Below are 25808 nucleotides of genomic sequence, written 5' to 3'. Positions count from 1 at the left end.
GTAGCATGTTCGGAAAATTTTTTCCTTTTTTAGGTCTTCTGGGAGTTCTATACTCCTCTTCGATTTCCGCAAATTCACTGATCAGCACTGAATCCGGCTCCTTCTCTCCGAACTGGGACGGGGTCTCTGATATTCTCAGATTTAAGATACAAACTTCTTCTTTGCCAAAACTACAAGACTGGGAGCTTACTATCAGAAGTGCCTCAGGAGAAACTGTCCGAAAATTCGAAGCAGGTAAGATCCGCAAAAAGGGATTCACTGTTTTTTCAGACGAAAATGAATTCGCTCCAGAAGATATTTATCTACCTTCTATCCTGGAATGGGATGGAGAAAATGAAAATGGAACTCCAGTTGGAGATGGATATTATACTTATCAGTTATTTTTACTGACTGCAAACAAAGAAAGGATCCTCTCCGAAGAGTCTACCTTCTACTTGGATGCAAGGCCTCCTAAAGCAGAAGCAAATTGTAAAACCAAATTATTATTAAGCGAAGACCGGAACTTATCCAAGATTATCATACAACAAAAAACTTCGGGAGAATCTGCTGATATTTTTATCGGAGAATTTTTAGACTTCGAAGGCAGATCTTTAAAAGCATATACTTGGAGAAATAGAGAAGTTCCTTATCAACTAGTATGGGATGGAACTGATTCAAATGGTAGACCGGTTTCTCCAGGTTTGTATACATATAAACTCACAGGAAGAGATCCTGCAGGAAACGAATCCATTGACAAGATCGAAAATCTTACAGTCAAAAATGAATCTTCAGGAGTGGATTTAAATGTAGAAGGAGATTTATTTCCTTCCGATCCAAACAATTCTTTAAATCGCATTAAATTTAGCTCATACGTTTCTTCTAAATTAAAATCAGATTCTTATGAATTAGAAATTTTCAAGAACGAAGCAAAAGAAGATAATTTAGTCTTCTCCCAAAAATCTTTGGGAGAACCTCCAGCAGAACTCATCTGGGAACCAAAAAACAAAGAAAATAAACCTTTAGGTCCGGGAATTTATTTCTATCGTCTAACAGTTTATAATAGATACGATAAGTATATAAGCATTCCTAAAAAATTCCAACTTTCAGATCAGAAGCCAAAATTCTCTTACGATGTTTCTCCCGGCGGATTTACACCTGATGGAGATTGGCAAAAAGATCTGGTTGAGATCCGTATAAAATCTAAGGGGCTTCCAATCGTGTCCTGGAAGATCAATATTTTGGAATCCTATTACGATGGGGACAAACAAGAAGAAAGAATTGTCCGTAGCTGGAACGGAATCGGCAATGGACCAGACAAATTGATCTGGTATGGATTGGACGATCAGGGGAGAAGAATAGGATCTCTTGCAGAACTCAGATTTGTTCTCTCTTACAAAGATGTATTCGGCGGAGAAGAAGAATTAGAATTAGGGGATATCAAAACAGATATCCTAGTAGTAAAAGAAAAAGAAGGATTCAGATTCTCCGTCCCAAATCGTATCTATGAAGACAAATGGTGGACATTACCTTCTAAACTAAAATCAGTCTTAAGTAAATTTCCCGGTTATAAAGCCGAGTTACAAATTCACACTTCTCACAGAGGAGACGATGAATACAATCTAAGAGCTTCTGAAGAAAAAGCGAAAAAAGTATTTCAATCTTTATTCGGAAAAGATTATGAATTCGGAAGATATAGATACAGAGGTTATGGAGAAACATTACCTTTGATTCCAGGCAATGGAGCTTACGAAGTAGATCGAAACGAAAGAGTTGATTTCTTCTTAAGTGTAGGAAAATAAAATGTGCACTTCTTTAATTTATAGAGACCCAAGCAAAGGAATACTTGGAGTCGGATTTAACAGAGACGAATCTTTCAAAAGAAAACCTTCTCTATCTCCTCAGCTATTAGAATCAAATTCAGGAAAAGCAATCGCGCCAATTGATGGAGAAGCGGGAGGAACTTGGATCGGAATTTCCCAAAGAGGAGAGATCATCTGTCTAGTAAACTACTACGAAGCCACCTTAAAATTATTGCGCAATCCTATAAGTAGAGGGTTGCTAGTCCGCTCTATACTACTCGGAGAAAGAACTCCTGAATCTTATACTGATTCAGAGTTAGAAAAATATTATCCATTTAAATTATTCAAAGTAAACAAAGACAAAACTGAAATATTTATCTGGGACGGTAAAACTTACCAAACGGAAACGGACTCAGAAACATTTGCAGTTTTCGGAAGCTCCTTCACTCAAGGACCGAAAGCCCAAGTCGCCAGAAGAGAAACCTTCGAAAAAAATTTTCGCACCGATTCCCTACCGGATGCCTCAGGTTTTACAAACATAGCAAAGTCTTTCTTATCTTCTCATTTACCAGAACAAGGCGCTTTGTCGCCTTGTATGCATAGAAGAGACGCGCATTCTGTCTCGAGAACAGTAATTGTTTTAGATGGAACTTCTGTTTATTTCTCTTACAAGAATTCTCAGCCTTGTGAAGAAGGGCCTGAAGAGGATTACAATTTCACTTTGACTGAATTTCGAACTTCTGCATGATTGTCGTATGGCGGGCACTAATTCCCTTTTCGACGATAAATACGAATACCGGGACCCTTCTCAGCAGAAGAGGAAGAATGCTCGCGTCAAAATCACCATCGATGGTGATTTTATAGTTAAGGGTAGGACCCAAAGATTTCCAGTATTCATCGTTGATATAGGAACTGGAGGAGCTGGTATTGAGACCCGCACTTCCGTTTTCGAAGGAGACCGGATCATCCTATATGGAAATATCAACGGCAAAAATATGGAACTCGAATCAGAAGTGATCCGAGTTTCCGGAAAAAAGGCCAACGTAATTTTTATTACCCTTTCCGAAGAAGATAAAGACCTTATCCAAGACCTGATCCACAAAAAGTTCTTCGACAAAGATAAAAAGCCTCTCTCCTGAAAAAAATCACCAAAGCAGTCTGGGTTCTTTCTTTCATCAGTCTCTTCACTGATGTATCCAGCGAAATGTTATATCCTATCATGCCTCTTTATTTAAAGAGTATAGGATTCTCAATCGTACTGATCGGAGTCTTAGAAGGATTTGCAGAAGCAATTGCGGGACTTAGCAAAGGTTATTTCGGAAAACTTTCAGACCTAAATGGCAAGAGAGTTCCATTCGTTCAGTTCGGATATTTATTAAGCGCCATTTCAAAGCCTATCATGGGATTTTTCACATTCCCACTCTGGATCTTTTTATCCAGGACAATGGATCGATTGGGAAAAGGTATCAGAACTGGTGCAAGAGATGCATTACTTTCTGACGAAGCAACACCAGAATCTAAAGGTACAGTTTTCGGGTTTCATCGTTCTATGGATACTCTAGGAGCAGTACTCGGGCCTACATTCGCTTTAGTGTTCTTACATTTTTATCCAGAAAATTATACTGCCCTATTTTTTATAGCGGCTATCCCGGGCCTCTCCGCGTTTCTGATCTCAGGTCTTTTAAAAGAAAAGAAAAAAGAAAAACTTATCATACAAGAAAAATCAAACTTTCTATCTCATTTTCTTTATTGGAAGAATGCAACAATCTCTTATAAAAAATTAGTAGTAGGACTTTTAGTCTTTGGACTAGTTAACAGTTCGGATCTTTTTCTTCTTTTGATGGTAAAAGCAAAAGGTTTAGAAGATTCGCAAGTGATTGGAATATATATATTTTATAATTTAGTATATGCTTTATTTTCGCTGCCGGCAGGAATTTTCGCAGATAAGATAGGACTCAAACCAACATTGGTCTTTGGCTTATTTGCATTTGCCTTTGTATACGGGGGAATGGCATTTGCAGAAGATAAGATCCACTTCTATTCCTTATTTTTCTTATACGGGATTTATGCTGCTACCACGGAAGGAATTTCCAAAGCATTGATCACGAATATTATTCCTAAAACGGATTCAGCTTCTGCAATCGGAACATTTGCAGGATTGAATAGTATCGCTGCTTTGATCGCGAGTAATCTTGGTGGATTGATCTGGTTTTATTCAGGACCTAAAAGTATGTTCCTAATCACAGCTTTAGTTTCTGTAACTGTTTCATTCTATTTCATTCGTCTTTCTATTAAAAAGTCAGAAGAATAAAAGTAGCCTATTCTCCTTCTAACTCTTCCAAGATTGGACAATCCGGTCTATGATCCCCATGACAATGTTTTGCCAAATGAGTAAGAGTATCACACATTGATTGTAATTCTAAAATTTTTGCCTGCATTTCTTTTACATGAGTTAGAGCCAAAGATTTGACCTGAGCGCTTGCTCTGGATTTATTTTTCCAAAGCCCCAATAACTGTTTGATTTCAGGCAAAGAAAACCCAAGACCTCTAGCTCTTTTGATAAATCTCAATGTATGTATATCTTTTTCTGAATATAGTCTATATCCGGAATCTGCACGAATGGGTTTAGAGACTAGTCCAATGGATTCATAATGCCTGACTAATTTTGGGTTTACCCCGGATAATTTGGCGACTTCTCCGATATTCATAAATTCATAACCTTCTAATTATTGGAAGGTTTGAAAGCCTTATTTTTTATGAAAAACCGGATTTTTTTTGGATTTGGGTCTTGACCTTCCCACTATTGGAAGGTTGACAATAAGATTATAGATCAAGGAGAAATAAAATGTACGAGATCAAATTATCAGGAATGACCTGCAATCATTGTGTAGGGACCGTATCTAAAACAATCCAATCCTTCGATTCAGAGTCTAAACCAGTGGTAGACCTAAGCTCCCAGACTGCACGTTTCGAAACCAAAAAGGATATTTCCCCTCTTCCAAAACTATTAGAAGAAGAAGGATATCCTGTGGTTTCCATCAAACAGGAGTAAAAAGATGAGCACGGAAATTAGAGAAGAATCCAAAACCTTCTCCCCCGAAGAAAAAACATCCGAGATCACTTTAGATCTTTTTGGAATGACCTGTGCAAACTGCGCAAGAAGGATAGAAACAGGTTTAAACAAAGTTCCGGGAGTAGAAGAAGCTCGAGTCAATTTCGGAAGGGAAACTGCATTCGTAAGATTCAATGAGTCTGTAGATTCTACACAATTATTTTCTAAAGTGGAATCCTTAGGTTATTCTGCAAAAGAACACTCAGAGAATAATTATAAAGAAACAGAAGAGCTACATAGAAAAGAAAGATCGAAATTAAGATCTAGATTTTTTATCTCTCTTTTATTCGCTTCTCCCCTATTCTATTCAATGGTTTCCCATTTTTCATTTTTGGAGTTCTTACCGAATCCAAAAGCGCTCATGCATCCTTGGATACAATTTGTATTAGCGTTTCCAGTTCAGTTCTGGATTGGATTTCCATTTTACAAAAGTGCGTTCAGAGCAATTAGAAACGGAAGCGCAAACATGGATGTATTGGTTTCCTTAGGAACCTCTGCAGCATTCGGATATAGTTTTATACTTTCTCTATTACAAGGGATCCAACAAGGAGATCTGTTCTTCTCATCTTTCTGGGAAGAAGGAGCACATATACATTCACTTCCACCATTATACTACGAAACATCTGCAGTATTACTTTGTTTTATACTCGCGGGAAAATGGATGGAAGCAGAAGCAAAAGGAAAAAGTTCTTCTGCAATCCAAACATTACTAGAATTAAAACCAGAAACAGCTCGTATTAAAAAAGAAGAATTTTGGTCAGAGATCCCAACAGAATACGTAAAAAAAGGGGATATCCTACAAGTCAGACCAGGTGAAAAATTTCCTGTCGATGGAATTGTAATCGAGGGTTTCAGCTCTGTAGATGAGTCCATGCTAACTGGCGAAAGTCTTCCTCTAGACAAAAAGAAAGATAGCCAAGTATTCGGTGGAACAGTCAACGGAAATGGAAACCTGATTGTGCAAGCGACTTCAGTAGGTTCTGAAACAGTACTCGCATCGATTATTAAAACCGTCGAAGAAGCACAAAGTTCCAAAGCTCCGATCCAAAAGATTGCGGATAAAATTTCTGCAGTGTTTGTTCCGGCAGTGATCTTGATCTCTGTGTTTAACTTTTTATTATGGTTCTTCTTTTTAGAAGCAGGCGTATTAGGTTCCGCTTTAGAAAAATCGATCGCTATCTTGGTAATTGCATGTCCTTGCGCCTTAGGACTTGCTACTCCGATCTCAATTTTAGTAGGAACAGGAAAAGCAGCAGGCCTTGGGATCTTATTCAGAAACTCAGAAGTTTTAGAAACAACAGCTTCTCTCACTCTGATAGCTTTCGATAAAACCGGAACAATCACCGAAGGAAACCCTTCCGTAACAGATTATAAATTTGTAGGAGAAGAATCGGATCTACTTTCTTCTTCTGCTTCCGCAGAATCTGCATCTTCTCACCCTTTAGGAAAAGCGATTGTTTCCTTTGTAAAATCAAAAGGAATTTCTATACTTTCTCCTGAAAATTTGCAGACTGTTCCTGGACTTGGGATCACTGCCAACACAAACCAAAACAAAATTAAGATAGGAAAACTGGAATTTTTCGAAAAAAATGAAAATTTACCTAAGGATCTATTAGAAATTTCTAATTCTTGGGAGAAAGAAGGTAAAACGGTAGTCTGGACAAGATTAGAAAATAAGAAAAGTTTCAACTCTGATAACGCGGCCGGCTCCGACTCCAATACCCATGTTGGAACTCCTACATGGATTATTTTCGCAATAGAAGATACAATCCGCCAAAATGCAAAATCTGCATTGGAGAAATTAGATTCTCTCGGAATCGAAACACTGCTCTTAACTGGAGACCACAGATCCGTTGCTGAAAGTATTTCTTCAAAAGTTGGGATCAAAAATGTGCATGCTTCTCTTCTGCCAAAAGACAAAGCAGAGATACTATCAGACCTACAATCCAAAGGCAAAACAGTTGGGATGACTGGTGATGGTATCAACGACTCACCCGCATTAGCAAAAGCAGATGTAGGATTTGCAATGGGCACAGGAACAGGAGTAGCAATCGAAACTGCAGGAGTAGTTTTAGTAAAAGGAGATTTAGAAAAAATCGCAGAGGCAATCCTGATCGCTAAGGCTACAACCGGGAATATCAGACAAAATTTTTTCTGGGCGCTTGCTTATAACACTCTAGGTATCCCGATTGCAGCAGCAGGACTTTTAGCTCCTTGGATCGCAGGTGCTATGATGGCATTCAGTTCCGTTTCCGTGGTTCTAAATGCACTCCGACTCAAGAAAAGGACATAAGACAAAAAATCGTTCAGTAAAATTTATCCTATAATGGGGTTCAATTTGGACCCCTCCTATTTCCGAAAATCCTAATATGGGTTCGAAAAGAAATTTTACATATATCATTCTTCTTTTCGCATTTATCATTCTTCCTTTTGGACAAACAAAAGCGGACTTGGACAGTAATAGAGCTACGGCCTTAGTCCGAGTAGAAAGAGGATTAAAACAAAACGAATTTCATCTAAAAGCCATCAATAGTACGATCTCTAATTACGGAACGGAAGAAGATAAGGCATTATTCCGTAGATGTCTCCAACATCATATTGAGACATTCACTTTGTATTTACAATTTGACCTTTCCCATTCTTACGATGAAATGCGCCAAACCCAAAGATTATTAGTTATATTATATGGCAAAGCTGTTGAAGCATCGGCCACAAGTGTAAGAAGGGAATTGGATTTTTTATCCAAGTATGCTCTTAGAACAAAAGATGCGGAAGCAAGACATCATTTGGAAATGGGTTATAGAGAATACGGAGCTTCTAACCAAAAGAAAACAATCGCTGATAATACAAGACCATATTTGCCTGGTATCAAAACCCAATATTTATACGAAGCTCTGAAATTATTAAAACAGTCCAGAGAATACGTCATTCTTCTTTCTTTAAAATATCTTTCCGACTTCGAACCGGATCTGCAAACCACTGAATTCGAAGAAATTTATAATGAGATAAACCGTGCAATGTTTACCAAGGCGGACTATTATAATCGGATCCATTTCGATAACCATTTTTATATATTTAACTCCCCCAACTTATACGAAGCTACTTGGGAAAATCCGGGTCTGCAAGAATTGGAAAAAGCTTTGGGAGATATAGATCCCGCCAGCGATCGGGCAAGAAGAATGGCGAAACGCTCTGTCGTTCCCTAAAAATTCAGGAAATTTCTTTCGACGCCTTAAAACCAGGATTGACAGAGTATCCTCCCGAAGTTATCACCTTTCTTTGTGTCCGAACTAAGTTGTCCTAATTGCGGAGCCCCAGTCCCGATCATCAATAAGGCTTCCGTTTATGCGGTTTGCTCCAGTTGTAAAACTCTCTCTCTTAAAAAGGATGTGAATCTGGAAAAGATCGGCACAGCGGGAGAACTCGCTGACGATCATTCTATTATACAACTCGGGACTCAAGGGAACTATAGAGGCACCCCTTTCAGAGTTATAGGAAGGATCCAACTTAAATTCGAATTAGGCTTTTGGAACGAATGGCATCTCATGGAAGGAGATGGAAGTTCTGCATGGTTGGGAGAAGCCCAAGGTTCTTATTATTATACAAAACTAAATGTTGGAATTCCAACAGATAAGATCCCAAATTTAGAAGGTGACGAAGACCCGATCGTAATCGCCTCAGGCCGTAGAGAAAGGATCACCCCTGGAGACAGTTTTTATTTGGGAGAAAACTGGACTCTCAAAGAGATCATGAAAGCTACCTGCATAGGTGGAGAAGGTGAACTTCCTATCGGATTCCAAACTGGATACGAAGCAGTCTTACTAGATCTTGCTAGCGAAGATGGATTGTTCGGAACCTTGGATTATTCTGAATCTCCTGCATTATTATTTTCGGGAAATTTTTCTACATTAGAAGAATTAAATTTAACAGGACTCAGACAAGAAGAAGTCGCATACAACCAAACACAAATCCCTGCAAAATCGATTGAGTGTAAAGGTTGCGGAGCTTCTCTCAATCAATTTAGTCCTGACTTTTCTAAATCCTTAGCCTGTGAATATTGTGGATCAGTAATGGATACTGAAAGTGATGATCTAAAGATCATTGCCAAATTCGATCAAGTTTCCAGAGATAATGTTCTTCTTCCTTTAGGAACTCCAATCAAGTTACCTAATTTTCCTGAATCCAAAGTTATCGGTGTATTAAGAAAATCCACTGAGGTGGATGACGAGACCTATACCTGGACTGACTATCTTCTTCGATACAGAGGTGGATATGCTTGGCTAAATGAGAACGGGGATAACTGGACCTATTTCGAACCTCTTGCTGGAGTTCCTAAATGGGCGCCAGGATTAAAACGCATCTTCCAGAAAAGATCCTATAAATGGTTTGCTAATTCAGATTCTAATACTGACTTCGCGTTAGGAGAATTTTACTGGAAAGTTTCTGCAGGAGAGAAGGCACAGCTCGAAGATTTTATTTCTCCTCCTTATATGATCTCTTCTGAAAGAACAGATAAGGAATTATTTTGGTCCAAGGGAGTCTTTATCCCTTTTGATACAATGAAGTCGGCAGTTCCTTTGGACACTGCTTCTAAATTAAGAAAACCTGAAATAGTTGGAGTATGCGAACCAAATCCATTCAAGATTAGATTAAAAAGAAATCTTTGGGTGGCAGCGACTCTAACAGCAGTATTTTTAGTATTCCAAGTATACGGATGTATCAAGGCTAAAAACCAAATAGTGTACGAAGGAAAATTCAAATACGTTCAGACATCGACTCCGAATGCAGAAATAGGAAGTTCAAATTTCAGAGACAATTCTTTCGTAACGGATGTATTCGAATTAAAGGGCTCTGCGAACGAAAATGTAGAGATACAGATCGAAGCTCCTAATATAGATAATAAATATATATTCTTCTCCGCTGCTCTGATTAACGAAGATACAGATACTGCTTACGATACTTCAATCGAAACTAGTTATTATCATGGAGTTGATGACGGCGAATCCTGGTCAGAAGGTTCCAGATCGGATTCTAAATCTTTAGCGGAAATCCCTCCAGGAAGATATTATCTTAGATTAGAAAGCCAATCGGACTTTCCAGAAGGCTGGGGTTCCGTTTATAATGTTAAGATCATAAGAGATGTGATGAGCCCTGCTCCATTCTTCTTATTTTCTATCTTCTTGTGGCTTCCGTTGATCTATACTTTTTTCAGAAGTTATTCTTTCGAATCCAAAAGAGTTTAAGGATTTATTATGTGGAATTTTTTAAAAGGTCTTGTTTATCCTTTCTTCGCGGCCTCATTGGGGCTTGGTTTTTTTTCGGACTATACAAAAGGTGGAGCCACCACTGATTTCGAAGAAGTGAACCAGGTCCCTAAAACTGTCAGACAGAACCCTGGGATCTACCGTTCTCATTATGCTTGGTTCACCAGAAATTTCCCAGGGGGAAAATAAACTGCAGAGAGCCTTATTAATCTCCGTCCTAATCCTTTCTTCCTGCGGTTTAGTTTATGAACTATTAGCGGGCACTGTGGCAAGTTACTTGCTCGGAGAAACAGTCACTCAGTTCTCACTAGTCATCGGAGTTTATCTATTCTCCATGGGAATCGGAAGTTGGCTTTCCAGATACCTAATAGAAGATCTAATCCCTAAATTTTTAGATGTAGAACTCGCATTAGGGTTATTAGGCGGGTTCAGTGCAGCAATTTTGTTTTTAAGTTTCGGACAGACTAGAATTTTCCAAATCCCACTTTTTAGTATCGTAGTTGCAGTCGGAACCTTGGTAGGAATGGAGATACCTCTACTTCTACGCATCCTAAAAAATAAATTAGGATTTCGTGATATGGTTTCCAAGGTGCTTAGTTTGGATTACGCGGGAGCGCTTCTGGCTTCTCTGGCATTTCCGATCTTCTTCGCTCCTAAATTGGGAATGGTAAGGACTTCCTTCTTTTTTGGCTTATTAAATGCTGGAACAGCTTTATGGGGAACATTTGTCCTACCCCTTTCCGAAAAACATAAAAACCTATTGAGAGCAAAATCCGCACTTGTATTGACCTTACTCGGATTAGGTTTCGCATTTTCTGAGATGATCACTTATTATAGTGAAGAAAATCTTTTTTCAGATGAGATAATCTATTCTAAACAAACCAATTTTCAAAAGATCATAGTCACTAAATATAAAAGTGAGCTTAGACTTTTTCTGAATGGGCATTTGCAATTCAGCTCCAGGGATGAGTATAGATACCACGAAACATTAGCGCATCCCGCCCTTCTATCTCATCCAAATCCAAAAAGAGTATTAGTTTTGGGTGGAGGAGATGGTTTAGCAGTCAGAGAGATCCTAAAATATCCAAGTGTAGAATCCATTACCTTGGTAGACTTGGATCCAGAGATGACTCGTATTTTTTCGGAACAACCTATTCTCACAGAGATCAATGGATCTAGTTTAAAAAATCCTAAAGTAAAAGTACAGAACGCAGATGCTTTTTTATGGTTAGAAGAATCAAGCTCAGTATTCGACGTGGTGCTAATTGATTTCCCGGACCCAAGTAACTTCTCTATTGGAAAATTATACAGTACCGCGTTTTACAGAAGTTTAAAAAGAAGGCTCAACGAATTTTCAGTCGTAGAGATACAATCCACTTCTCCTCTATTTGCGAGAATGTCTTTCTGGTGTGTAGAAGCCACTCTCAAAGAATCTGGATTTAATACCAGGGCCTTACATGTTTACGTTCCTTCTTTTGGAGAATGGGGATTTATTTTAGGATCAGTAGGCAAATTAGGCGGATACAGAAAAGATCTTCCCGCAGGATTAAAATTCCTGAATGAAACTGAACTCAAATCTATTTCGGAATTCCCCCAAGATATGTCCAGAGTGCCTACTGAACCGAACCGATTAGATAACCAAAGTCTTGTACGGTATTACGACCAAGAATGGAATCGTATCTTAGATTAAAAAGATCCCGAACTTCTACCTTTTCTTAGGTTCCCAAAATTTCAAACATGCAGTGATTTTTCTAAACTAGGATTCTTTCTTAAAAAAAGGAAAGAACTTCCCTAAACTTATAAAGACTTAAAAATATAGGAAAAAGAGGACTTTCTTAGATGAACCGTAAACTTAAAAATATCTGCATCGTTTTATTATTCTTACTAGGTGTTTCTGCTTCCTATGCACAATCAGGAACCACAGAAACCACGTTACACGACTTCATGGAAGATTATACTAAACCTGCTTCTAAAAAAGCTAAGAAAGGTGATAAGGCAGCTCTCGAAAGGATCTTAAAAGAAGTTCCGAACTGGGCCTTAGACGAACAAAAAACAAAATGGAAAGAGATCACGGACCAAGCTCTTGCATCAGGAGATCTGGAATCATCCTGCAAAAACTGTCATAAAGAATACAAAAAAGAATATAAGAAGAGCTACAGAAAACGCCCTATTCAAGTTTCAAATGAGTTAATCAGCTTTTTGAAAAACTCGAAGTAATTTCTTTAACGTCACTCTCATCTGGGACCGGCAAATAATCTAGGACAAGAAAAGTTAGATCGTCCTCGAAATGTTTTCGGTTCCCCGTAAAACTTCTCACAGTAGCAAACAAATCCTCGCCAAGTTTTTCGCCAGTTGATTGCATATGATCACTTAATAATTTATAAAATCTCTGGAATCCAAAAATTTCGCCACTTTTACTTCTGGCTTCCGTGATCCCATCGGTATAAATGATCAAACGGTCTCCAGGTTTCATCTGGAATTCAACAACAGAGTTCTTCAGATTCGGATCCATTCCCATGATCCAACCAGGTAAAAATATTTCTTTAGTCTCTCCTGATTCCTTGTCTATAGCAACGATCGGAGGATGTCCCGCATTAGAATAAGTCACTTTTCCATTTGAAGGATCGACTATAAGATAAGCTGCAGTAATGAAATGTTTTCCATACTTACCACTTAAAGATCTATTAATACTTCTTAAAACTTCTGCAGGATCTTCATTCTTTCTGGATTCAATGGAGAATGCCAACTTGACCATAGAAGAAATGATCGCAGCAGGAACTCCATGACCTGAAACATCTGATAAAAATATACCTAACTTGCCTGATTCCAAATATTGGAAATCGTAGAAGTCTCCACCCACAGAACTTGCAAACTCCCCTCTTACAGAAAGTTTTAGATTTTTTACTTCAGGTAAACGATCTGGAAGAATGGACTCTTGTAATTCTCTCGCGATCTTAAGCTCTTGCTCGATCTCAGTTAGCTTCAATTGACTTTCGTAATTTTCTAGTCGTGCCTGGAGAGAATCTTTCTCTAATGTTTTAATCCTATCCGCCAAAGCAAAAGAAAGAAGTGTCATCTCTACCAAAGAACCAAATTGAGCGGACCAATGAGTGAGTTCAGTATCTTGGATAATAGATAAGTTCCTAAGAGCAGTAATCAAAACGAAAAGAATGAGAACAGACCATGCCAATAGGAAATAACGTGCAGGTCGATATCCTCTTCTCAAACGGATTGCAGCAGAATAGATCACCAAAACTGCAGCCAAGAAAGGATACCAGGACACTGCCCAAATCATCGGCCCATAAATACTGGAGAATAACGAAGCAATAAATCCTAAAATCGCAAACGCAGACAATATTAAGAAAGCATAATTTTTCCAGCCAGTCTCTCTTTCCATATGCAAGAAGGAACGTGTGAATAAAAGAGAGAATGCAACTGATAAAAACGCAAATCCGGTTAGATAATCATTCCAAGAAGTTGCAGGAGCAGGGATCAGATACTGCGCGCCAACTCCTGTGACTGCCATCTGCCAAAATCCATAAAACAATAGATATAAAACATAGAAGAAATAACTGGAGTCCTTCACCACAAATGCAAGAAATCCGTTATAAACTAACATGATCCCAATTGCTCCGAAGAAGATTCCTAAGAACAAATTTTCCATTTGGATATGAGCAGCGAATTCTTTAGGAGCCCATGCTTGGAAATTTAAAACAAGAGACCTTCTGGTAGAAGCGTGGATTAAAAATTCTTCCTGCTTGTTTGGAGGAGTTTCAATTAAGAATGCAGGTTGGATGTACGACATCCTCATATCTCTGGAAAGTTCAGACCATGCCCATCCCCCCGGTCCCCATACTCTTTTGTAGACTATGAGATTTTCCATCCCAGGGTTATTCAAAACTAAATACCAGGAGATCGTTCCTTCTTTAGGAGGAGCTTGTATCTTGAACTTTATTAAAAACTGATCATCAGTGAAACTGTAAGATAAACTGTCCTTATCCATTCTGGTCCAGTCACCGATTTCTAAGTCAGTAGGAGTTTTCACTTCTCCCGGGCGGATCTTACGGACAAAAGTAAATTTATTTATAGGAGTTCCGGACATAGAACCGGAGATCGGAAAAACGGGAACATCTTCCTGCGAGTATAGAGAACCTATACCTAGGATAAGGATCAACAGAATGAAGCTGATATTCCGAATTTTTCGGAAAATATTCACCAGAAATCTCCCTAACCGGGAAGACTTTTTGCCCCGGCCAATTTACAAATATAATGAAACTGTTCTTCGCTGACCGGTTGGATGGAAAGTCTACCACCCGGCTGTAAAAGCACCATTCCTTTTAGTTGCCCGTGGGATCTTAATTCTTCTAGCGAAATTGCGCGAGAAAATTTTTCCTTAAATTTCACATCTACCATGAACCAGGTCGGTTTTTGTGGATCACTTTTTGGATCATAATACTTATGTTTCTTATCGAAAGCGAAATGATCCGGATAACCTTCTTTGACAACTTCCGCAAGTCCAGCTACATGGGGTGGTTTACAACTACTATGGTAGAATAGGATAAGATCCTTCTTTTTGATCTCATCCCTTAGGTAATTTCTCGCTCCATAACCTCTGACTCCCTCCCAAGGCGCTATTTTGCCGGGAGAAGAAGCCAAAGTGTCTATGGAAAAAACGTCAGGCTCGGTTTTAAAAAGCCAGAATTTCATTCAATGCCAGTAGAATATGCGGGTTTATTAGGAATTTCTCCCGCCTTCTCCTTTTTGCTAGAACGTTCAGTTTTCTTTTTAGTTTCTTCATGAGAAGGATGAACGATCGCCATCAACTCGTCGTGAGCAACTGTTTCTTTTGCAAGAAGCGCCTTCGCAAGATTTTCGAACTTGGTAGAGTTCTTACGGACCAGTTCTCTTCCTTTATCTAAGCAGGTCTGAACGATCCCTCTGATCTCTTTGTCGATCATTGCAGCAAATTCTTCGCTATAAGCCTTATTGCTCTGGCCCATATCTCTTCCTAAGAAAGGACTTTCGTGGCCACTTCCGTAATTGATTGTACCCAGTTTTTCGGACATTCCCCAATCACAGACCATTCTTCTCGCGATATTGGTAGCTTGTTGGATATCATTGCTGGAACCAGTAGAAGTCATTTTGAACTTAAACTCTTCTGCGATAAAACCGCCCATACAAACTACGATTTGATCCAACCAATATGCTTTAGTATGAATATGTTTATCTTCTGTAGGAAGAGACTGAGTAAGACCTAATGCTCTTCCTCTTGGAATGATGGTTACCTTGTGAACAGGTTCTGTATAAGCCAGAAGCGTTCCTAAAATCGCGTGACCTGCCTCATGATACGCAATCACTTCTTTTTCCTTTTCGGAAATGAAGAAAGATCTACGCTCAGGGCCCATCATCACTTTGTCGCGAGCCTCTTCTAATTCTTCTTGGGTTACACGTTTTTTATTCTTACGTGCAGCAAGCAGAGCAGCCTCATTGATCAAGTTAGAAAGATCCGCACCTGTAAATCCAGGGGTTCCTCTTGCAATTGAATTCAAAGAGATATCACTTGTTAAAGGAACTTTTCTAGAATGCACTTTTAGGATTTGTTCTCTTCCTACTAAGTCAGGAAGATCTACCATCACTTGTCGGTCGAAACGTCCTGGTCTAAGTAACGCAGGATCTAAAACGTCAGCACGGTTAGTAGCTGCCATTACGATCACACCTTCGTTCTTCTCGAAACCATCCATCTCAACGAGCATTTGGTTCAGGGTCTGCTCTCTTTCGTCATGACCACCGCCCCATCCGGCTCCTCTCAATCTTCCCACTGCATCGATCTCATCTATGAAGATGATACATGGAGAATTTTTCTTACCTTGCTCGAAAAGATCGCGAACACGAGAAGCTCCCACACCCACGAACATTTCTACGAAGTCGGAACCAGAGATACTGAAGAATGGTACTCCAGCTTCTCCTGCAACCGCTCTAGCGAGTAAAGTTTTACCAGTTCCCGGAGGACCTACTAAGAGTACTCCAGTTGGGATCCTTGCACCCATTGCTTGGAATTTTTTAGGGTCTTTTAAGAATTCTATAATTTCGACCAATTCGGTTTTGGCTTCTTCACATCCTGCAACGTCTGCGAAACTAACCTTAACCTTTGGATCTACAGTCATCTTAGCTTTAGATTTTCCGAATGAGAAAGCCTTATTGCCGGTAGACTGAACTTGGCGCATAATGAAAAAGTAAAATACGAAAATACCGATCACAGCGATCAGAAGGAATGAACTTAACATTCCGAATCCGTGTCCGTTCTCAGAAGGAACTACTTCCAGATCAATATTCGTTTTTCTTAAAGAAGAAAGGAATTCTTTATCGATAGGAGCGATTCTGGTCTCGAAACGAACAGGGGCTTTTGTTGCTCCTTCTTCAAATGGTTCGTAACAACCTTTGATCATGTCTCCTTCCATGACTAACTTGTCGCAGCCAGGGAAATTAGAATCTGTGGTTTTAACCAGTTTGCCTTTCGGTTTAGAAGAAGCATCCGGCTCTACCATGTTCATAAATTGAGAGAACGGTAATATTCTAGGTTTGCCCAGAGCAGTTTGGATCTGCGGGACGAGAAGTGCTAATCCTAGGATTACTAAGATAAAAAGTATAAGTAATCTAAGACCTTTATTATTGTTATTCATGTGTAACTCCCAAGCTCCGCCATCTCTTCGGAGCCACATTCTTCCCGTAGTTTTAGACTAAAGGAAACAGGCATTGGACCTGCCGGAATCGTAAACCGGATACTATTTGGAAACCGTTTCGAGTGAAAAGGTTCCCCATAATCAGAGTCCCTTTTTTTCCGGAAAAGTAAAGGATTTTTAGATCTCGGCGGAACCGAGTTGAAAAATAGATTTTACAATCTGTATTTTTCGATCACGTCTTCAATATCGCCCAAACTGATGGAGCGAATTGCGGCTTCCGCGTCGTTGATGATCTGGATTAAACTTAAGTTTTCTAAAGGTTGGAAATCTTCCTTCAAAAATCCGTCCAGATTTGTGCCGTCAAATTGGTCGTTACCGATCCCAATTCGGATACGAATAAAATTTGGAGAACGTAAGGATTGGATCACTGATTTGATCCCAGGATTTTCATTCCCGTTAGCTCCCTTATCCACTACAATTTTACCCAAGGGTAAGGTTAGATCTTCGTGGATTACAAGAATATCCTGTACCTGAATTTTCAGGAAGGAAGCTATGTACAGAACGGACTCTCCCGATAGATCGCTGAAGGTCTGAGGTTTTAATAATACAACCTCTTCTCCTTCGAAATCACCGCGCCCGATCAAAGACTTTTTCTTTTTAGTCTTGATCTCAACGTTTATATTATTGGCGATCACGTCTAAAATTTTGAAGCCGATATTAGCTCGGTTATTATTGTATTTGTCTCCGGGGTTACCCAGTCCGACGATTAGCTTCATACAATAACGTACTCCAATTTTTTAGATCTCGGGACGGGAAAATTATTTCCCTTTTTTAGCTCCGGCTTTTGCTCCCGGTTTCGCTCCAGCTGCTTCCTTAGCTTCTGCTCTTTCTTGAGCAAGTAAAGCTTTGGTTTTCAGAACTGCAGCAACGATCGGATCTCCGTTAACTAAAATTTCCCAGCTTGCAGGAACTTTTAAGTTACTAACTTTGATAAAATCGCCTACATCTAGATCGGTTACATCTAGAACCAGAGTCTCAAGCAGATCCTCAGGAACAGTTTTCACACGGATCTCGTGGATCAAATGGTCGAACTGACCACCCATCTTAGAACCTTTTGCAGTTCCCTCAGTGCGAATTCCGATCTTAGTAACGATCTTCTTACCAGGTTCAACTTTGTAGAAGTCTACGTGGCGAATTCTGTCGATTTCAGGAAAACGTTGTACTTCTTTAACGAAAACCTTTTGGATTCCTTCTCCTTCTACTTCCAACTCGATTAGAGTGGATTGACGGATCCCGGAATGAACTAGTTTTTCAAGTTCTTTCTCGTTTACGGAACCGGATGCGGCATTTCCGCCTCCGATAATGTTAATAGGAACTTGTCCAGCTTCACGAAGACGATTGTTTATGTTCTTGCCGGTTTCAGTTCTTTTTTTAACAGCTAATTTGTGGCTCATTGTCTTTACCCTTGTTCTTATATAAATAGGTCGCTGACCGATTGATTGGTCGATATTCTCTGGATTGCAGCTGCGAATAACGGAGCTACTGAGAGAGTTTTTAACTTAGTGATTCTTTTGGACTCTGGGATTTCGATCGTATTAGATAATACGACCTCCGTAAAAGGAGTAGAGTTCAAACGATCGATAGCTTCTCCGGAAAGAACTCCATGAGTAGCTGCACAATACACTGATTTAGCTCCATTTTTCAAAAGAGCATCAGCTGCTTTGCAGATAGTGCCTGCAGTATCGATCATATCATCCAGAAGGATACAATTCTTACCTTCTATCTCTCCGATCACATTCATCACTTCGGAAACATTTGCCTTCGGTCTTCTCTTGTCTATGATCGCTAAAGTTGCGTTCACTTTTTTACCAAAGGATCTCGCTCTTTCCGCACCACCTGAGTCAGGAGAAACGATAACTAGATCTTCGAATTTCTTGCTTAAAATATATTCTACTAGAACAGGACTAAAATGTAAATTATCCACAGGAACTTTGAAGAACCCTTGGATTTGGTCCGCATGAAGATCCATTACGATCACTCTTGTAGGGCCTAAAACTTCGATCAGATCCGCAACTACTCTTGCAGAAATTGGAACTCTTGGTTCCGCTTTTCTATCTTGGCGTCCATAACCGTAATAAGGAACAACTACTGAAATACTTTTTGCAGAAGCACGTCTTAACGCGTCCATGATCAAAAGTAATTCCATCAAATTATCATTTGCTGGAGCTGAAGTAGATTGGATTACAAATACGTCTCTTCCTCTTACATTCTCTTCTATCTTAACTGCAATCTCTCCGTCGGAAAATTTACGAAGATTGATCTTGCCGGGAGCTATTCCTAACTCTTGGCAAATTTCATTTGCTATCGTACGATTAGAAGATCCTGAAAAAACTGCGATATTAGAGCCGCTCATTTTGCAACCGCTCCATTTAAAACTGCCGCTAAGTTTTCCAAGTCTGCAGGAGAATTCACACCTTGGCTTTCTCCGCTATTTTTAAGAATTACTGCGCCCAACTTTTTTCCTTCTTTTTTATACAACTCTACTAGATCAGGAAGATAATATTCTCCCTGAGCATTGCTGTTTCCTATTTTTCTAAGAGATTCGAAAAGAATTTCGGAACTGAAAACATAAGTCCCTGTGTTGATCTCGTTTATTTTTTTCTGTTCCGCATCTGCGTCTTTTTCTTCAACAATTGCGGTTACTTCTCCAGAAGAATTACGAACGATCCTTCCGTAACCGGTAGGAACATCTACCTTTGCGGAAAGAAGAGTAGCTGAAAATTCATTTTGGACATGAGTGGAAACGAGAGAACCGAATGTGTCCCCGGTGATCATTGGAACATCACCACATGCTACAAGGATAGGACCTTTATGGGATTTTACAAATTCTTCGGCGCTTAATACTGCGTGAGCTGTGCCTAATTGCTCTTTTTGTTCGGCGAAACGAATGCCAGGAATTCCTGCGCAAAGTGCTTGGACTTCTTCTTTTTTATAGCCTACAACTATGACTATGTCATTGATACCCGCTTCTTTGAGGTGATCAATAACATGGTTTAAAAGGGGCTTTCCATTTAAAGGAACAGCCACCTTTGGGAGCTCCGTCTTCATGCGGGTTCCCTTTCCCGCAGCTAATACTACGGCGACTGCTTCCTTTTTGGCGTCCATTCAGTAATCCGGTGAAATCAAACAGTGGCTGGGCCGATAGGATTCGAACCTATGAAATGGCGGTACCAAAAACCGCTGCCTTACCACTTGGCGACGGCCCAGTTTCGTTCTTTAATAATTAAAGCTTACAAACGTAAGGTCGGGAAATTCCGTTTGCATTTTGGCGAACAGCTCTTCCCGTATTTCCAATCCCTGCACCAAACCATAGACACAAGATCCTGATCCAGTTAAGGAGGAGTAACTAGCTCCATTCGCCAAAAAACTTTCCTTTAATTTCCCTAGTTGGGGAAACTTTTGGAATGCAAGAGGCTCGAAGTCGTTTACGAGCTTTTCTCTCAAAGCCGCCCAATTTCCTTCTTTTAAAGAAAACTCGACGTCATTGCCTAGAGAAATCCATCTTTTCGAGGGAGGGTCGGCTTGTAAAGGCTTTTTGAGACCTGCGTACATTTCGGCAGTCGAGAGTACCTGAGGAGTTAAGGCTAAAATTCCCTGCCCAGAATGCACTTGAATGTCCTTTAAGATCTCACCTTTTCCAGACACCAAACAATGATTTTCGGATAAGAAGAAGGGAACGTCAGCTCCGATCTCAGCTGCCAATTTGAAAATATGATCCGAATTAAACTCTGGGCTCAGACCAAAATAAAAAGAGAAAAGTGATGCAGCATTTGTAGATCCACCTCCCAGACCAGCAGCAGGAGGAATTTTTTTAGTAAGATGGATCCTCACACCTGGAAGTTCTCTGTAATGAGCACGGATCTTGGAAAATGTTTTGAAAAGAATATTCTTACTTAGGTCTCCTTTTTCAGAAACCTCATCATATAAACGTCTCTTTTCTAAAATGATCTGATTATCAGAAACCAGCTCAAAAGATCCGGGAGTGATCGGCTCTATTAGAATATCATCTCCCCAATTTAAACGTAAAAATACACTTCGGATCTCATGAAATCCATCGGGCCTTTTGTAAGGGATCTCTAAGCCTAGATTGATCTTTGCGGGAGAAAGCAATGTATATCCTGAATCAATGGTAAATAGAAGTGAGTCAATCGATTCCCAATTTCAAGAACCAGAAGAAATAGTTTCCCAATACGCAGTCATTCTTTCTTTTAACGCAGGTGGGTTATGAAGAATTACATTCGGACCAAAACCTTTCAGAATAGATAAAAACCAATCCTGGTTTCTGATCCTTGCTTTAGAAAGATAATATGTGGTATCTCCAATTTGTTTTTTGTTAGAAGTCCTTTCTAAATGTAAGCGAGAATGTAGATTAAAATACACTTCTGCAGTGTGATAGATCTCTGCAAAATTCGAGTCCCCTTCTCCTCCTTGGAGAAATTGTTTTAATTTGGAGATTGCATTTTTTCTTTCTTCGTCTGGGATCTCTGCAACATTCTCCTGGGTGCCATTCAATTGAAGAATCGAATCCAATCTAAATGTTCTAGGAGCCTTTCTAGAATGGCAATATCCGATCAGATATTCCTCTCTGAAACTTAATAAAGCCCAAGGATCTACTTTTCTGGATTCAGGCTCTGCCTCTCCTTGTGCGCGGTATTTAATCTGTAAAGATTTGCCTTCGGAGATAGAATCTTCAATATTCTTCTTTAATTCGTTTTCGCTCGGAATTCCCGCAGAAGGAAGAATTGTATGAATTTTATCTAATATAGATTTCAGTATTTTTTTTCTGGAAGGAACTGTTTCTTTTTCGCCTTCTTCCAAAAATAATTTTCGGATTGTAGCCCATTCCTTTACGCTTAGGACCAAACCTTGCTCCAAGCTTATTGGCATACGAATGCCAATTGTTTCCCCATCATAATCCAATTCCACAAATTGGTCTGGAGTATAAGGATAAGAACCCACCATGTACAATTTCCCGAGTTCTTTTTTAAGATCTTTTATATCATCAATACCGGAATATTTGGAAAGATCCTCCAAACTCATTCTTTTGTTTTCTTGCAAAAGATGAATCACTGCCAGTTTCGTTTGGAGTTTTTTCGTACTTGGATTCATGTCGGACATTCTTTCTTTCGGGAAATTTTGAGACAATCAAAAATACGTATCATTTGAGAAGGATTTTTTTAGAGCCTTCTTTTTACAGAATCGTAACCTAAAACATAGGATTTTAAGACGGATGATACCTGTTTGTCCGGAGTTTCCAATAGAATATGCTTATATGGCCCAAACGTCTTTTTTAAAAAATACATTCAAACTTCTTCCTCAATTCTATCTGGAGTTATTTGATTCTGACCAAGTGTTTTTGGCAGCAGCACAGATAATAGGAAAGAAGATCTTACGATTTCGTATAGACTCCAGAGTTTCTTATAAAAAAGGAGATGGAGTTTACGGAAGATTGTACGGACTTAGATCAAATTTTTTTATACAAATCTCCGGAATCGTAAAAGAAAGAAAAGAAATACAATCCAAATATTATTCTAAGTTTTGTGAATTAGAAATAGAATCTGATGAGGATATTGAATAGAGAATAACGTTATAGTTCGATCTTAAGCTGATATCTACTCGCACAAGCTGGCTCAGTATGGTAAAAGGAATGAACGATACATTTCCAGGAAAATAATTCCTCAAAAACCATCTCCATACTTGTTACTTTTGCATATAACAACGGAGATACATGAATGAAACCAATTTTGAAACTCGTAGCCGCAGTTTTCTTTTTGAGCGTTGGCTTGAGCTCCTTACAAGCAGGTGATCTGAGAAAAAACGGCTCACTTATTGGCAGTATTGACTCCAATGGAGATGTAAGGTTGAACGGATCTCTCGTGGGAAGATTTGAATCTGGCGGGGACGTTCGGAAGAATGGAAGCCTGATCGGTAGAATTGACTCTAACGGAGATATCCGATTGAATGGATCACTAGTAGGTTCGATCGATTCCAGCGGAGATGTACGCAAGAACGGAAGTCTGATCGGACGCATTGATAGTAATGGTGATGTACGAAAAAATGGTTCCTTGATCGGAAGTGCAGTTGGAATTCCAAGAGCGCAAGCAGCAGGATTCTTTTTCTTCTACTTTTTGAACGAATAAGATTTGAACAAAACCACAGATGGCAGGGTTTTACTTTTTTCTTTCCATGGAAAAAAGTAAAACATCTTCCTTATTTTCCGACCAAACTTTTTTGAAATCAGGACCTAAGGCTTGGGTAATACTTTCATAATATTTATTTTCTAGAAAAGGATCAGACTCATTTAAACTTTGTGCTATCGAGGCTTTCGTTTGCACAAATAATATTTTTTTAAATTGATTAGGACTATTCTTGGAGAAAAACTTTTTAATATGACCTTCTCTCAACAACCATACAGAAGGAGTTTGGAAAAAGTATTTACCTAAAATTTGAGAATAAGTTCTGATCTGAACCACAACCAAGTCTGGCTTTTGTTCCAAATAGATCGCATTAAGTTTAGTGGTCTTTCTTCCATATTTTCCCAAAATTTGAGTATAAGAATAACTAATATATACTGAATACAAAAGGATCGTATACAGAACAATTTTTGCGCTCTTACGGAACTTCTCTCCAATATTTTCGAGTAAGATCAAAAACATTCCCGCAAAAGCAGGCAAACTCAAATGCAAATACCTGGAACCAAAATCTATAATCCCGTCATTCGGCGCAGAAACCACTAAAGCTAAAAACGCAACCAAGCCAGAATAAACAAATAGATCCCGATTTGAGATTTCGAGAGTCACACTTCTCTTTAAAGGATTCTTCTTAAATAAAATATAATATATAAAGAAGAATAGAACGATCAAAAACCCGGGAGTGTATCCGAAAAATCCGATCCGATTCGGATTTGCAATCAATAGTCCTGCGTAAATTTTCCACTTTTTCCAAGGAAGCAGGAACATTGTAGGCTGGTTAAAAGAAAACCTTGGGCCCAAAGGATGTCCATAAAGAACATATTGGATCCCAAGCAAAAGTCCTACTCCAACTAAAAAACCAACTGAATATCCTAAGATCTTCTTTCTTTCTTCTGTATTAGAAAACTTAGATATACTTAAGAAAAATATAAATGTTAACGGGAATACTATACTTTCTATTCTAAACCAAGCAGAAGAAGCGCAGATAAAACCTGAACTTATAAACCTAAACCAGGAAGAAGAAGGACCTGATCTTAAAAATAGAAAACTTCCCCCTATAAAGAAAAAGGAAGCAATACCCACATCTGGAAAAAAGTATCCGTTTACCAAAAAAGGAGAGGCCAAAACCAAAACTCCTAAATAGATCGGATCCCAATCCCATAAGATAGAAAGAAATACGAAAGACAGAAGTATTAAGACCGCAACTGCGATATACACTCCAACTATTCCACTCCAAGGGAGAAATACCGCATAAACATAGCCCAATGCCGCTGGAAATGGGCTGATCAATTCTTCGCCGATACGAATACATTCTGTAGGGCAATAATTTCCTTCCGGGTCTAGGTCTCGAGAAGGCAGAACCAAATTGCCGGAAAGAAATCCGTTTCTTCCTACTGATTCACCTAATATAAATTTGCCCAAATGGTCAGAGTATAATTGTTCACCAGGCTTTAATAAGAAGGGATATAATAAAGGAAGAAGGAACAGCAAACAAAACGTGAGTCTTGTCCATTTAGAGTGCATCTTTCCGTCCAGAAAACTCATCAGGGCAAATTAGAAGGTTCAAATCGTCTCACAATCCTTTTTCGAAGCTTTGTCTTCTTCTCCCAAATCGATTGACTCAAGGAAGGAAACCTGAAAGGGTCATAGAATCAGAGAATTCTCCGGAGAGAATGATGAAAAAATCGGTATTATTCGCAATTTGTTTCCTATTCGCCGGTGGCTTGCTCGGCCAGGACACAAGCATCCAAACTTCTACCAGAGAAAAAATGGTCTGTGAACGTATGGACTTGGAAATCCAAAGCGCTACTTATAATGATGCATTGAGATGTGAAACCAAAGATGCTATTTGTTATATGATAGAAGGTTTCAGTATGAGTTGTTTTCCTAAAGATAAAAAGACTTCCAAATAAAAATTCCCCCGTGCCGGGCCACGATCTTCCTTTCAGTTAACCTTCTTCTTTTATTCTTATAAACAGTACATAAAAAAAGGCGCCTTACGGCGCCTCATAGTCGATGGATTTTTAGGATTTGTGACTACTAAATTAAAGATTGTTTAAAAATTCTTGAGTTCTTGCAGCTTCTGCTTCAAGAGCTTTTGCTTGTCTTAAGAATTTTTCAGACTGAGCGTTGCTAGCGAGGAATTTTCCACCAGTAGAACGTTTAGCCAATGCTCTTAACTCTTCCGCTCTTTCATTCTTTTGTTGAGCGATTGCTTTCAAGTAAGTAGCTACTGCAACTTTTTGCTCTTTAGTAACCGCAGCGGATACCAAAGCTTGCTCTAAAAGACGATCTTCAGTGTCTTGAGAAACTGCAAAAACGGAAGATCCTGCTAAGAAGCCTACTACCAATAGAAGAGAAGTGAGTTTGTTGATTTTCATAAAATTGAAACCTCAAGTTATTTTTTTATATTTTCTGTTCTTGTTTTCGCTTACATCCATCTGACCTATCTGCGTTGATGAATGGAACAAAAAAATTTTTATATAAAGAAAAAATTAAAAATTTTTGTTAAACGAACTCAAAGAACCTTTTATCACATTTACATTTATTAGATTTATCTAATTTTCTAAGCACTCTATTTCAACTAGCTTCTATCCATTCACATTGAATAAAAAAGAAGCGAAATCGGATGATTTCTCATACCGCTGCTTGAATATAGTACAAGTATCGATCCAAAGGGCCTTTTTTTTAAGCCAATTCTTTATTAGAAATTCAGAAAATGC

Annotated in this window: 26 protein-coding genes and 1 tRNA gene; 14 read left to right on the top strand and 13 right to left on the bottom strand. The window is 39.0% G+C overall.

Annotated features, from left to right (window positions below):
* The first annotated feature begins 5 nt into the window (after positions 1 to 5).
* The 4 genes from lsa66 to CH362_RS04065 are packed head-to-tail and all read left to right on the top strand — an operon-like array spanning position 6 to position 4089.
* Entirely contained in the window at positions 6 to 1778 is a 1773-nt protein-coding gene (gene lsa66 / locus CH362_RS04080) for a fibronectin-binding adhesin Lsa66 (protein ID WP_100709036.1), read from the top strand.
* 1 nt (position 1779) lies between these two features.
* Positions 1780 to 2526: an NRDE family protein gene (locus CH362_RS04075; protein ID WP_100709035.1), complete on the top strand. Its 747-nt coding sequence runs from the start codon at positions 1780 to 1782 to the stop codon at positions 2524 to 2526.
* A 7-nt stretch (positions 2527 to 2533) separates the two neighbouring features.
* Positions 2534 to 2917: a PilZ domain-containing protein gene (locus CH362_RS04070; RefSeq protein ID WP_100709034.1), complete on the top strand. Its 384-nt coding sequence runs from the start codon at positions 2534 to 2536 to the stop codon at positions 2915 to 2917.
* A complete protein-coding gene (locus CH362_RS04065; protein ID WP_100709033.1) occupies positions 2914 to 4089 on the top strand; it encodes an MFS transporter in 1176 nt (391 codons plus the stop codon). Before CH362_RS04070 ends, CH362_RS04065 begins: the two co-directional genes overlap by 4 nt.
* Before the next feature lie 7 nt (positions 4090 to 4096).
* Here CH362_RS04065 and cueR read toward each other — a convergent pair whose 3' ends face one another.
* Complete coding sequence (cueR, locus tag CH362_RS04060; protein ID WP_100709032.1) at positions 4097 to 4486, bottom strand: Cu(I)-responsive transcriptional regulator; 390 nt, start codon at positions 4484 to 4486, stop codon at positions 4097 to 4099.
* A 137-nt stretch (positions 4487 to 4623) separates the two neighbouring features.
* On the opposite strand from cueR, the gene CH362_RS04055 reads away from it, so the two are divergent.
* The 7 genes from CH362_RS04055 to CH362_RS04025 all read left to right on the top strand — a co-directional run bounded on the left by CH362_RS04055 (position 4624) and on the right by CH362_RS04025 (position 12371).
* Positions 4624 to 4830, top strand: a complete 207-nt coding sequence (locus CH362_RS04055; RefSeq protein ID WP_100709031.1) for a heavy-metal-associated domain-containing protein — start codon at positions 4624 to 4626, stop codon at positions 4828 to 4830.
* Positions 4831 to 4834: 4 nt separating this feature from the next.
* On the top strand, positions 4835 to 7183 hold the full coding sequence (locus CH362_RS04050; protein ID WP_100709030.1) for a heavy metal translocating P-type ATPase: 2349 nt from the start codon (positions 4835 to 4837) through the stop codon (positions 7181 to 7183).
* 76 nt (positions 7184 to 7259) lie between these two features.
* Positions 7260 to 8096, top strand: coding sequence for an adhesin OmpL37 family surface protein (locus CH362_RS04045; protein ID WP_100709029.1), 837 nt, complete (start codon positions 7260 to 7262; stop codon positions 8094 to 8096).
* A 75-nt stretch (positions 8097 to 8171) separates the two neighbouring features.
* Positions 8172 to 10133 carry a DUF4178 domain-containing protein gene (locus CH362_RS04040; RefSeq protein ID WP_100709028.1) on the top strand — a complete coding sequence of 654 codons (1962 nt, stop codon included), beginning with the start codon at positions 8172 to 8174 and terminating at the stop codon, positions 10131 to 10133.
* Positions 10134 to 10142: 9 nt separating this feature from the next.
* Positions 10143 to 10343: a hypothetical protein gene (locus CH362_RS04035; protein ID WP_100709027.1), complete on the top strand. Its 201-nt coding sequence runs from the start codon at positions 10143 to 10145 to the stop codon at positions 10341 to 10343.
* Position 10344: 1 nt separating this feature from the next.
* Entirely contained in the window at positions 10345 to 11844 is a 1500-nt protein-coding gene (locus CH362_RS04030; RefSeq protein WP_165780231.1) for a polyamine aminopropyltransferase, read from the top strand.
* Positions 11845 to 11993: 149 nt separating this feature from the next.
* Entirely contained in the window at positions 11994 to 12371 is a 378-nt protein-coding gene (locus CH362_RS04025) for a hypothetical protein (RefSeq protein WP_100709025.1), read from the top strand.
* Here CH362_RS04025 and CH362_RS04020 read toward each other — a convergent pair.
* The 10 genes from CH362_RS04020 to CH362_RS03975 all read right to left on the bottom strand — a co-directional run bounded on the left by CH362_RS04020 (position 12346) and on the right by CH362_RS03975 (position 22003).
* Positions 12346 to 14370 (bottom strand): PP2C family protein-serine/threonine phosphatase, encoded by a 2025-nt coding sequence (locus CH362_RS04020; protein ID WP_100709024.1) that lies wholly within the window; start codon positions 14368 to 14370, stop codon positions 12346 to 12348. The genes CH362_RS04025 and CH362_RS04020 overlap by 26 nt on opposite strands.
* An 11-nt stretch (positions 14371 to 14381) precedes the next feature.
* Entirely contained in the window at positions 14382 to 14861 is a 480-nt protein-coding gene (locus tag CH362_RS04015; RefSeq protein WP_100709023.1) for an EVE domain-containing protein, read from the bottom strand.
* Positions 14858 to 16834 carry an ATP-dependent zinc metalloprotease FtsH gene (ftsH, locus tag CH362_RS04010; RefSeq protein WP_100709272.1) on the bottom strand — a complete coding sequence of 659 codons (1977 nt, stop codon included), beginning with the start codon at positions 16832 to 16834 and terminating at the stop codon, positions 14858 to 14860. The genes CH362_RS04015 and ftsH overlap by 4 nt, the downstream gene beginning before the upstream one ends.
* Before the next feature lie 212 nt (positions 16835 to 17046).
* Positions 17047 to 17610, bottom strand: a complete 564-nt coding sequence (pth, locus tag CH362_RS04005; RefSeq protein ID WP_086447991.1) for an aminoacyl-tRNA hydrolase — start codon at positions 17608 to 17610, stop codon at positions 17047 to 17049.
* 42 nt (positions 17611 to 17652) lie between these two features.
* Positions 17653 to 18288: a 50S ribosomal protein L25/general stress protein Ctc gene (locus CH362_RS04000; RefSeq protein WP_100709022.1), complete on the bottom strand. Its 636-nt coding sequence runs from the start codon at positions 18286 to 18288 to the stop codon at positions 17653 to 17655.
* A gap of 17 nt (positions 18289 to 18305) precedes the next feature.
* A complete protein-coding gene (locus tag CH362_RS03995; protein WP_100709021.1) occupies positions 18306 to 19247 on the bottom strand; it encodes a ribose-phosphate diphosphokinase in 942 nt (313 codons plus the stop codon).
* Positions 19244 to 19999, bottom strand: a complete 756-nt coding sequence (locus tag CH362_RS03990) for a sugar phosphate nucleotidyltransferase (protein WP_100709020.1) — start codon at positions 19997 to 19999, stop codon at positions 19244 to 19246. The genes CH362_RS03995 and CH362_RS03990 overlap by 4 nt, the downstream gene beginning before the upstream one ends.
* Positions 20000 to 20024: 25 nt before the next feature.
* Positions 20025 to 20100: transfer RNA gene (locus tag CH362_RS03985), tRNA-Gln, on the bottom strand.
* A gap of 10 nt (positions 20101 to 20110) precedes the next feature.
* A complete protein-coding gene (locus CH362_RS03980) occupies positions 20111 to 21004 on the bottom strand; it encodes a 4-(cytidine 5'-diphospho)-2-C-methyl-D-erythritol kinase (protein ID WP_100709019.1) in 894 nt (297 codons plus the stop codon).
* Positions 21005 to 21055: 51 nt separating this feature from the next.
* Positions 21056 to 22003, bottom strand: coding sequence for a helix-turn-helix transcriptional regulator (locus CH362_RS03975; RefSeq protein WP_100709271.1), 948 nt, complete (start codon positions 22001 to 22003; stop codon positions 21056 to 21058).
* 163 nt (positions 22004 to 22166) lie between these two features.
* Here CH362_RS03975 and CH362_RS03970 point away from each other — a divergent pair, with 163 nt between their 5' ends.
* Positions 22167 to 22472 (top strand): hypothetical protein, encoded by a 306-nt coding sequence (locus tag CH362_RS03970; RefSeq protein WP_100709018.1) that lies wholly within the window; start codon positions 22167 to 22169, stop codon positions 22470 to 22472.
* 154 nt (positions 22473 to 22626) lie between these two features.
* The gene (locus tag CH362_RS03965; protein ID WP_100709017.1) at positions 22627 to 23034 is read left to right on the top strand and encodes a 5-fold beta-flower protein; all 408 of its coding nucleotides are present in this window, start codon (positions 22627 to 22629) and stop codon (positions 23032 to 23034) included.
* 30 nt (positions 23035 to 23064) lie between these two features.
* Here the strand turns inward: CH362_RS03965 and CH362_RS03960 are convergent, their stop codons facing one another.
* Positions 23065 to 24630, bottom strand: coding sequence for an LA_3751/LA_3752 family putative glycosyltransferase (locus CH362_RS03960; protein ID WP_100709016.1), 1566 nt, complete (start codon positions 24628 to 24630; stop codon positions 23065 to 23067).
* Between the two features lie 131 nt (positions 24631 to 24761).
* Between CH362_RS03960 and CH362_RS03955 the strand changes: the two genes are divergently transcribed.
* On the top strand, positions 24762 to 24998 hold the full coding sequence (locus CH362_RS03955) for a hypothetical protein (protein ID WP_100709270.1): 237 nt from the start codon (positions 24762 to 24764) through the stop codon (positions 24996 to 24998).
* Positions 24999 to 25130: 132 nt separating this feature from the next.
* Here CH362_RS03955 and CH362_RS03950 read toward each other — a convergent pair whose 3' ends face one another.
* Positions 25131 to 25466 carry an LIC10421/LIC12816 family protein gene (locus CH362_RS03950; protein WP_008595389.1) on the bottom strand — a complete coding sequence of 112 codons (336 nt, stop codon included), beginning with the start codon at positions 25464 to 25466 and terminating at the stop codon, positions 25131 to 25133.
* Between the last annotated feature and the right edge of the window lie 342 nt (positions 25467 to 25808).

The organism is Leptospira saintgironsiae (assembly GCF_002811765.1).
Lineage (GTDB): Bacteria > Spirochaetota > Leptospiria > Leptospirales > Leptospiraceae > Leptospira_B > Leptospira_B saintgironsiae.
The sequence above is the reverse complement of the archived record's forward strand: the minus strand, read 5'-3'. Positions and strand labels throughout refer to the sequence as shown.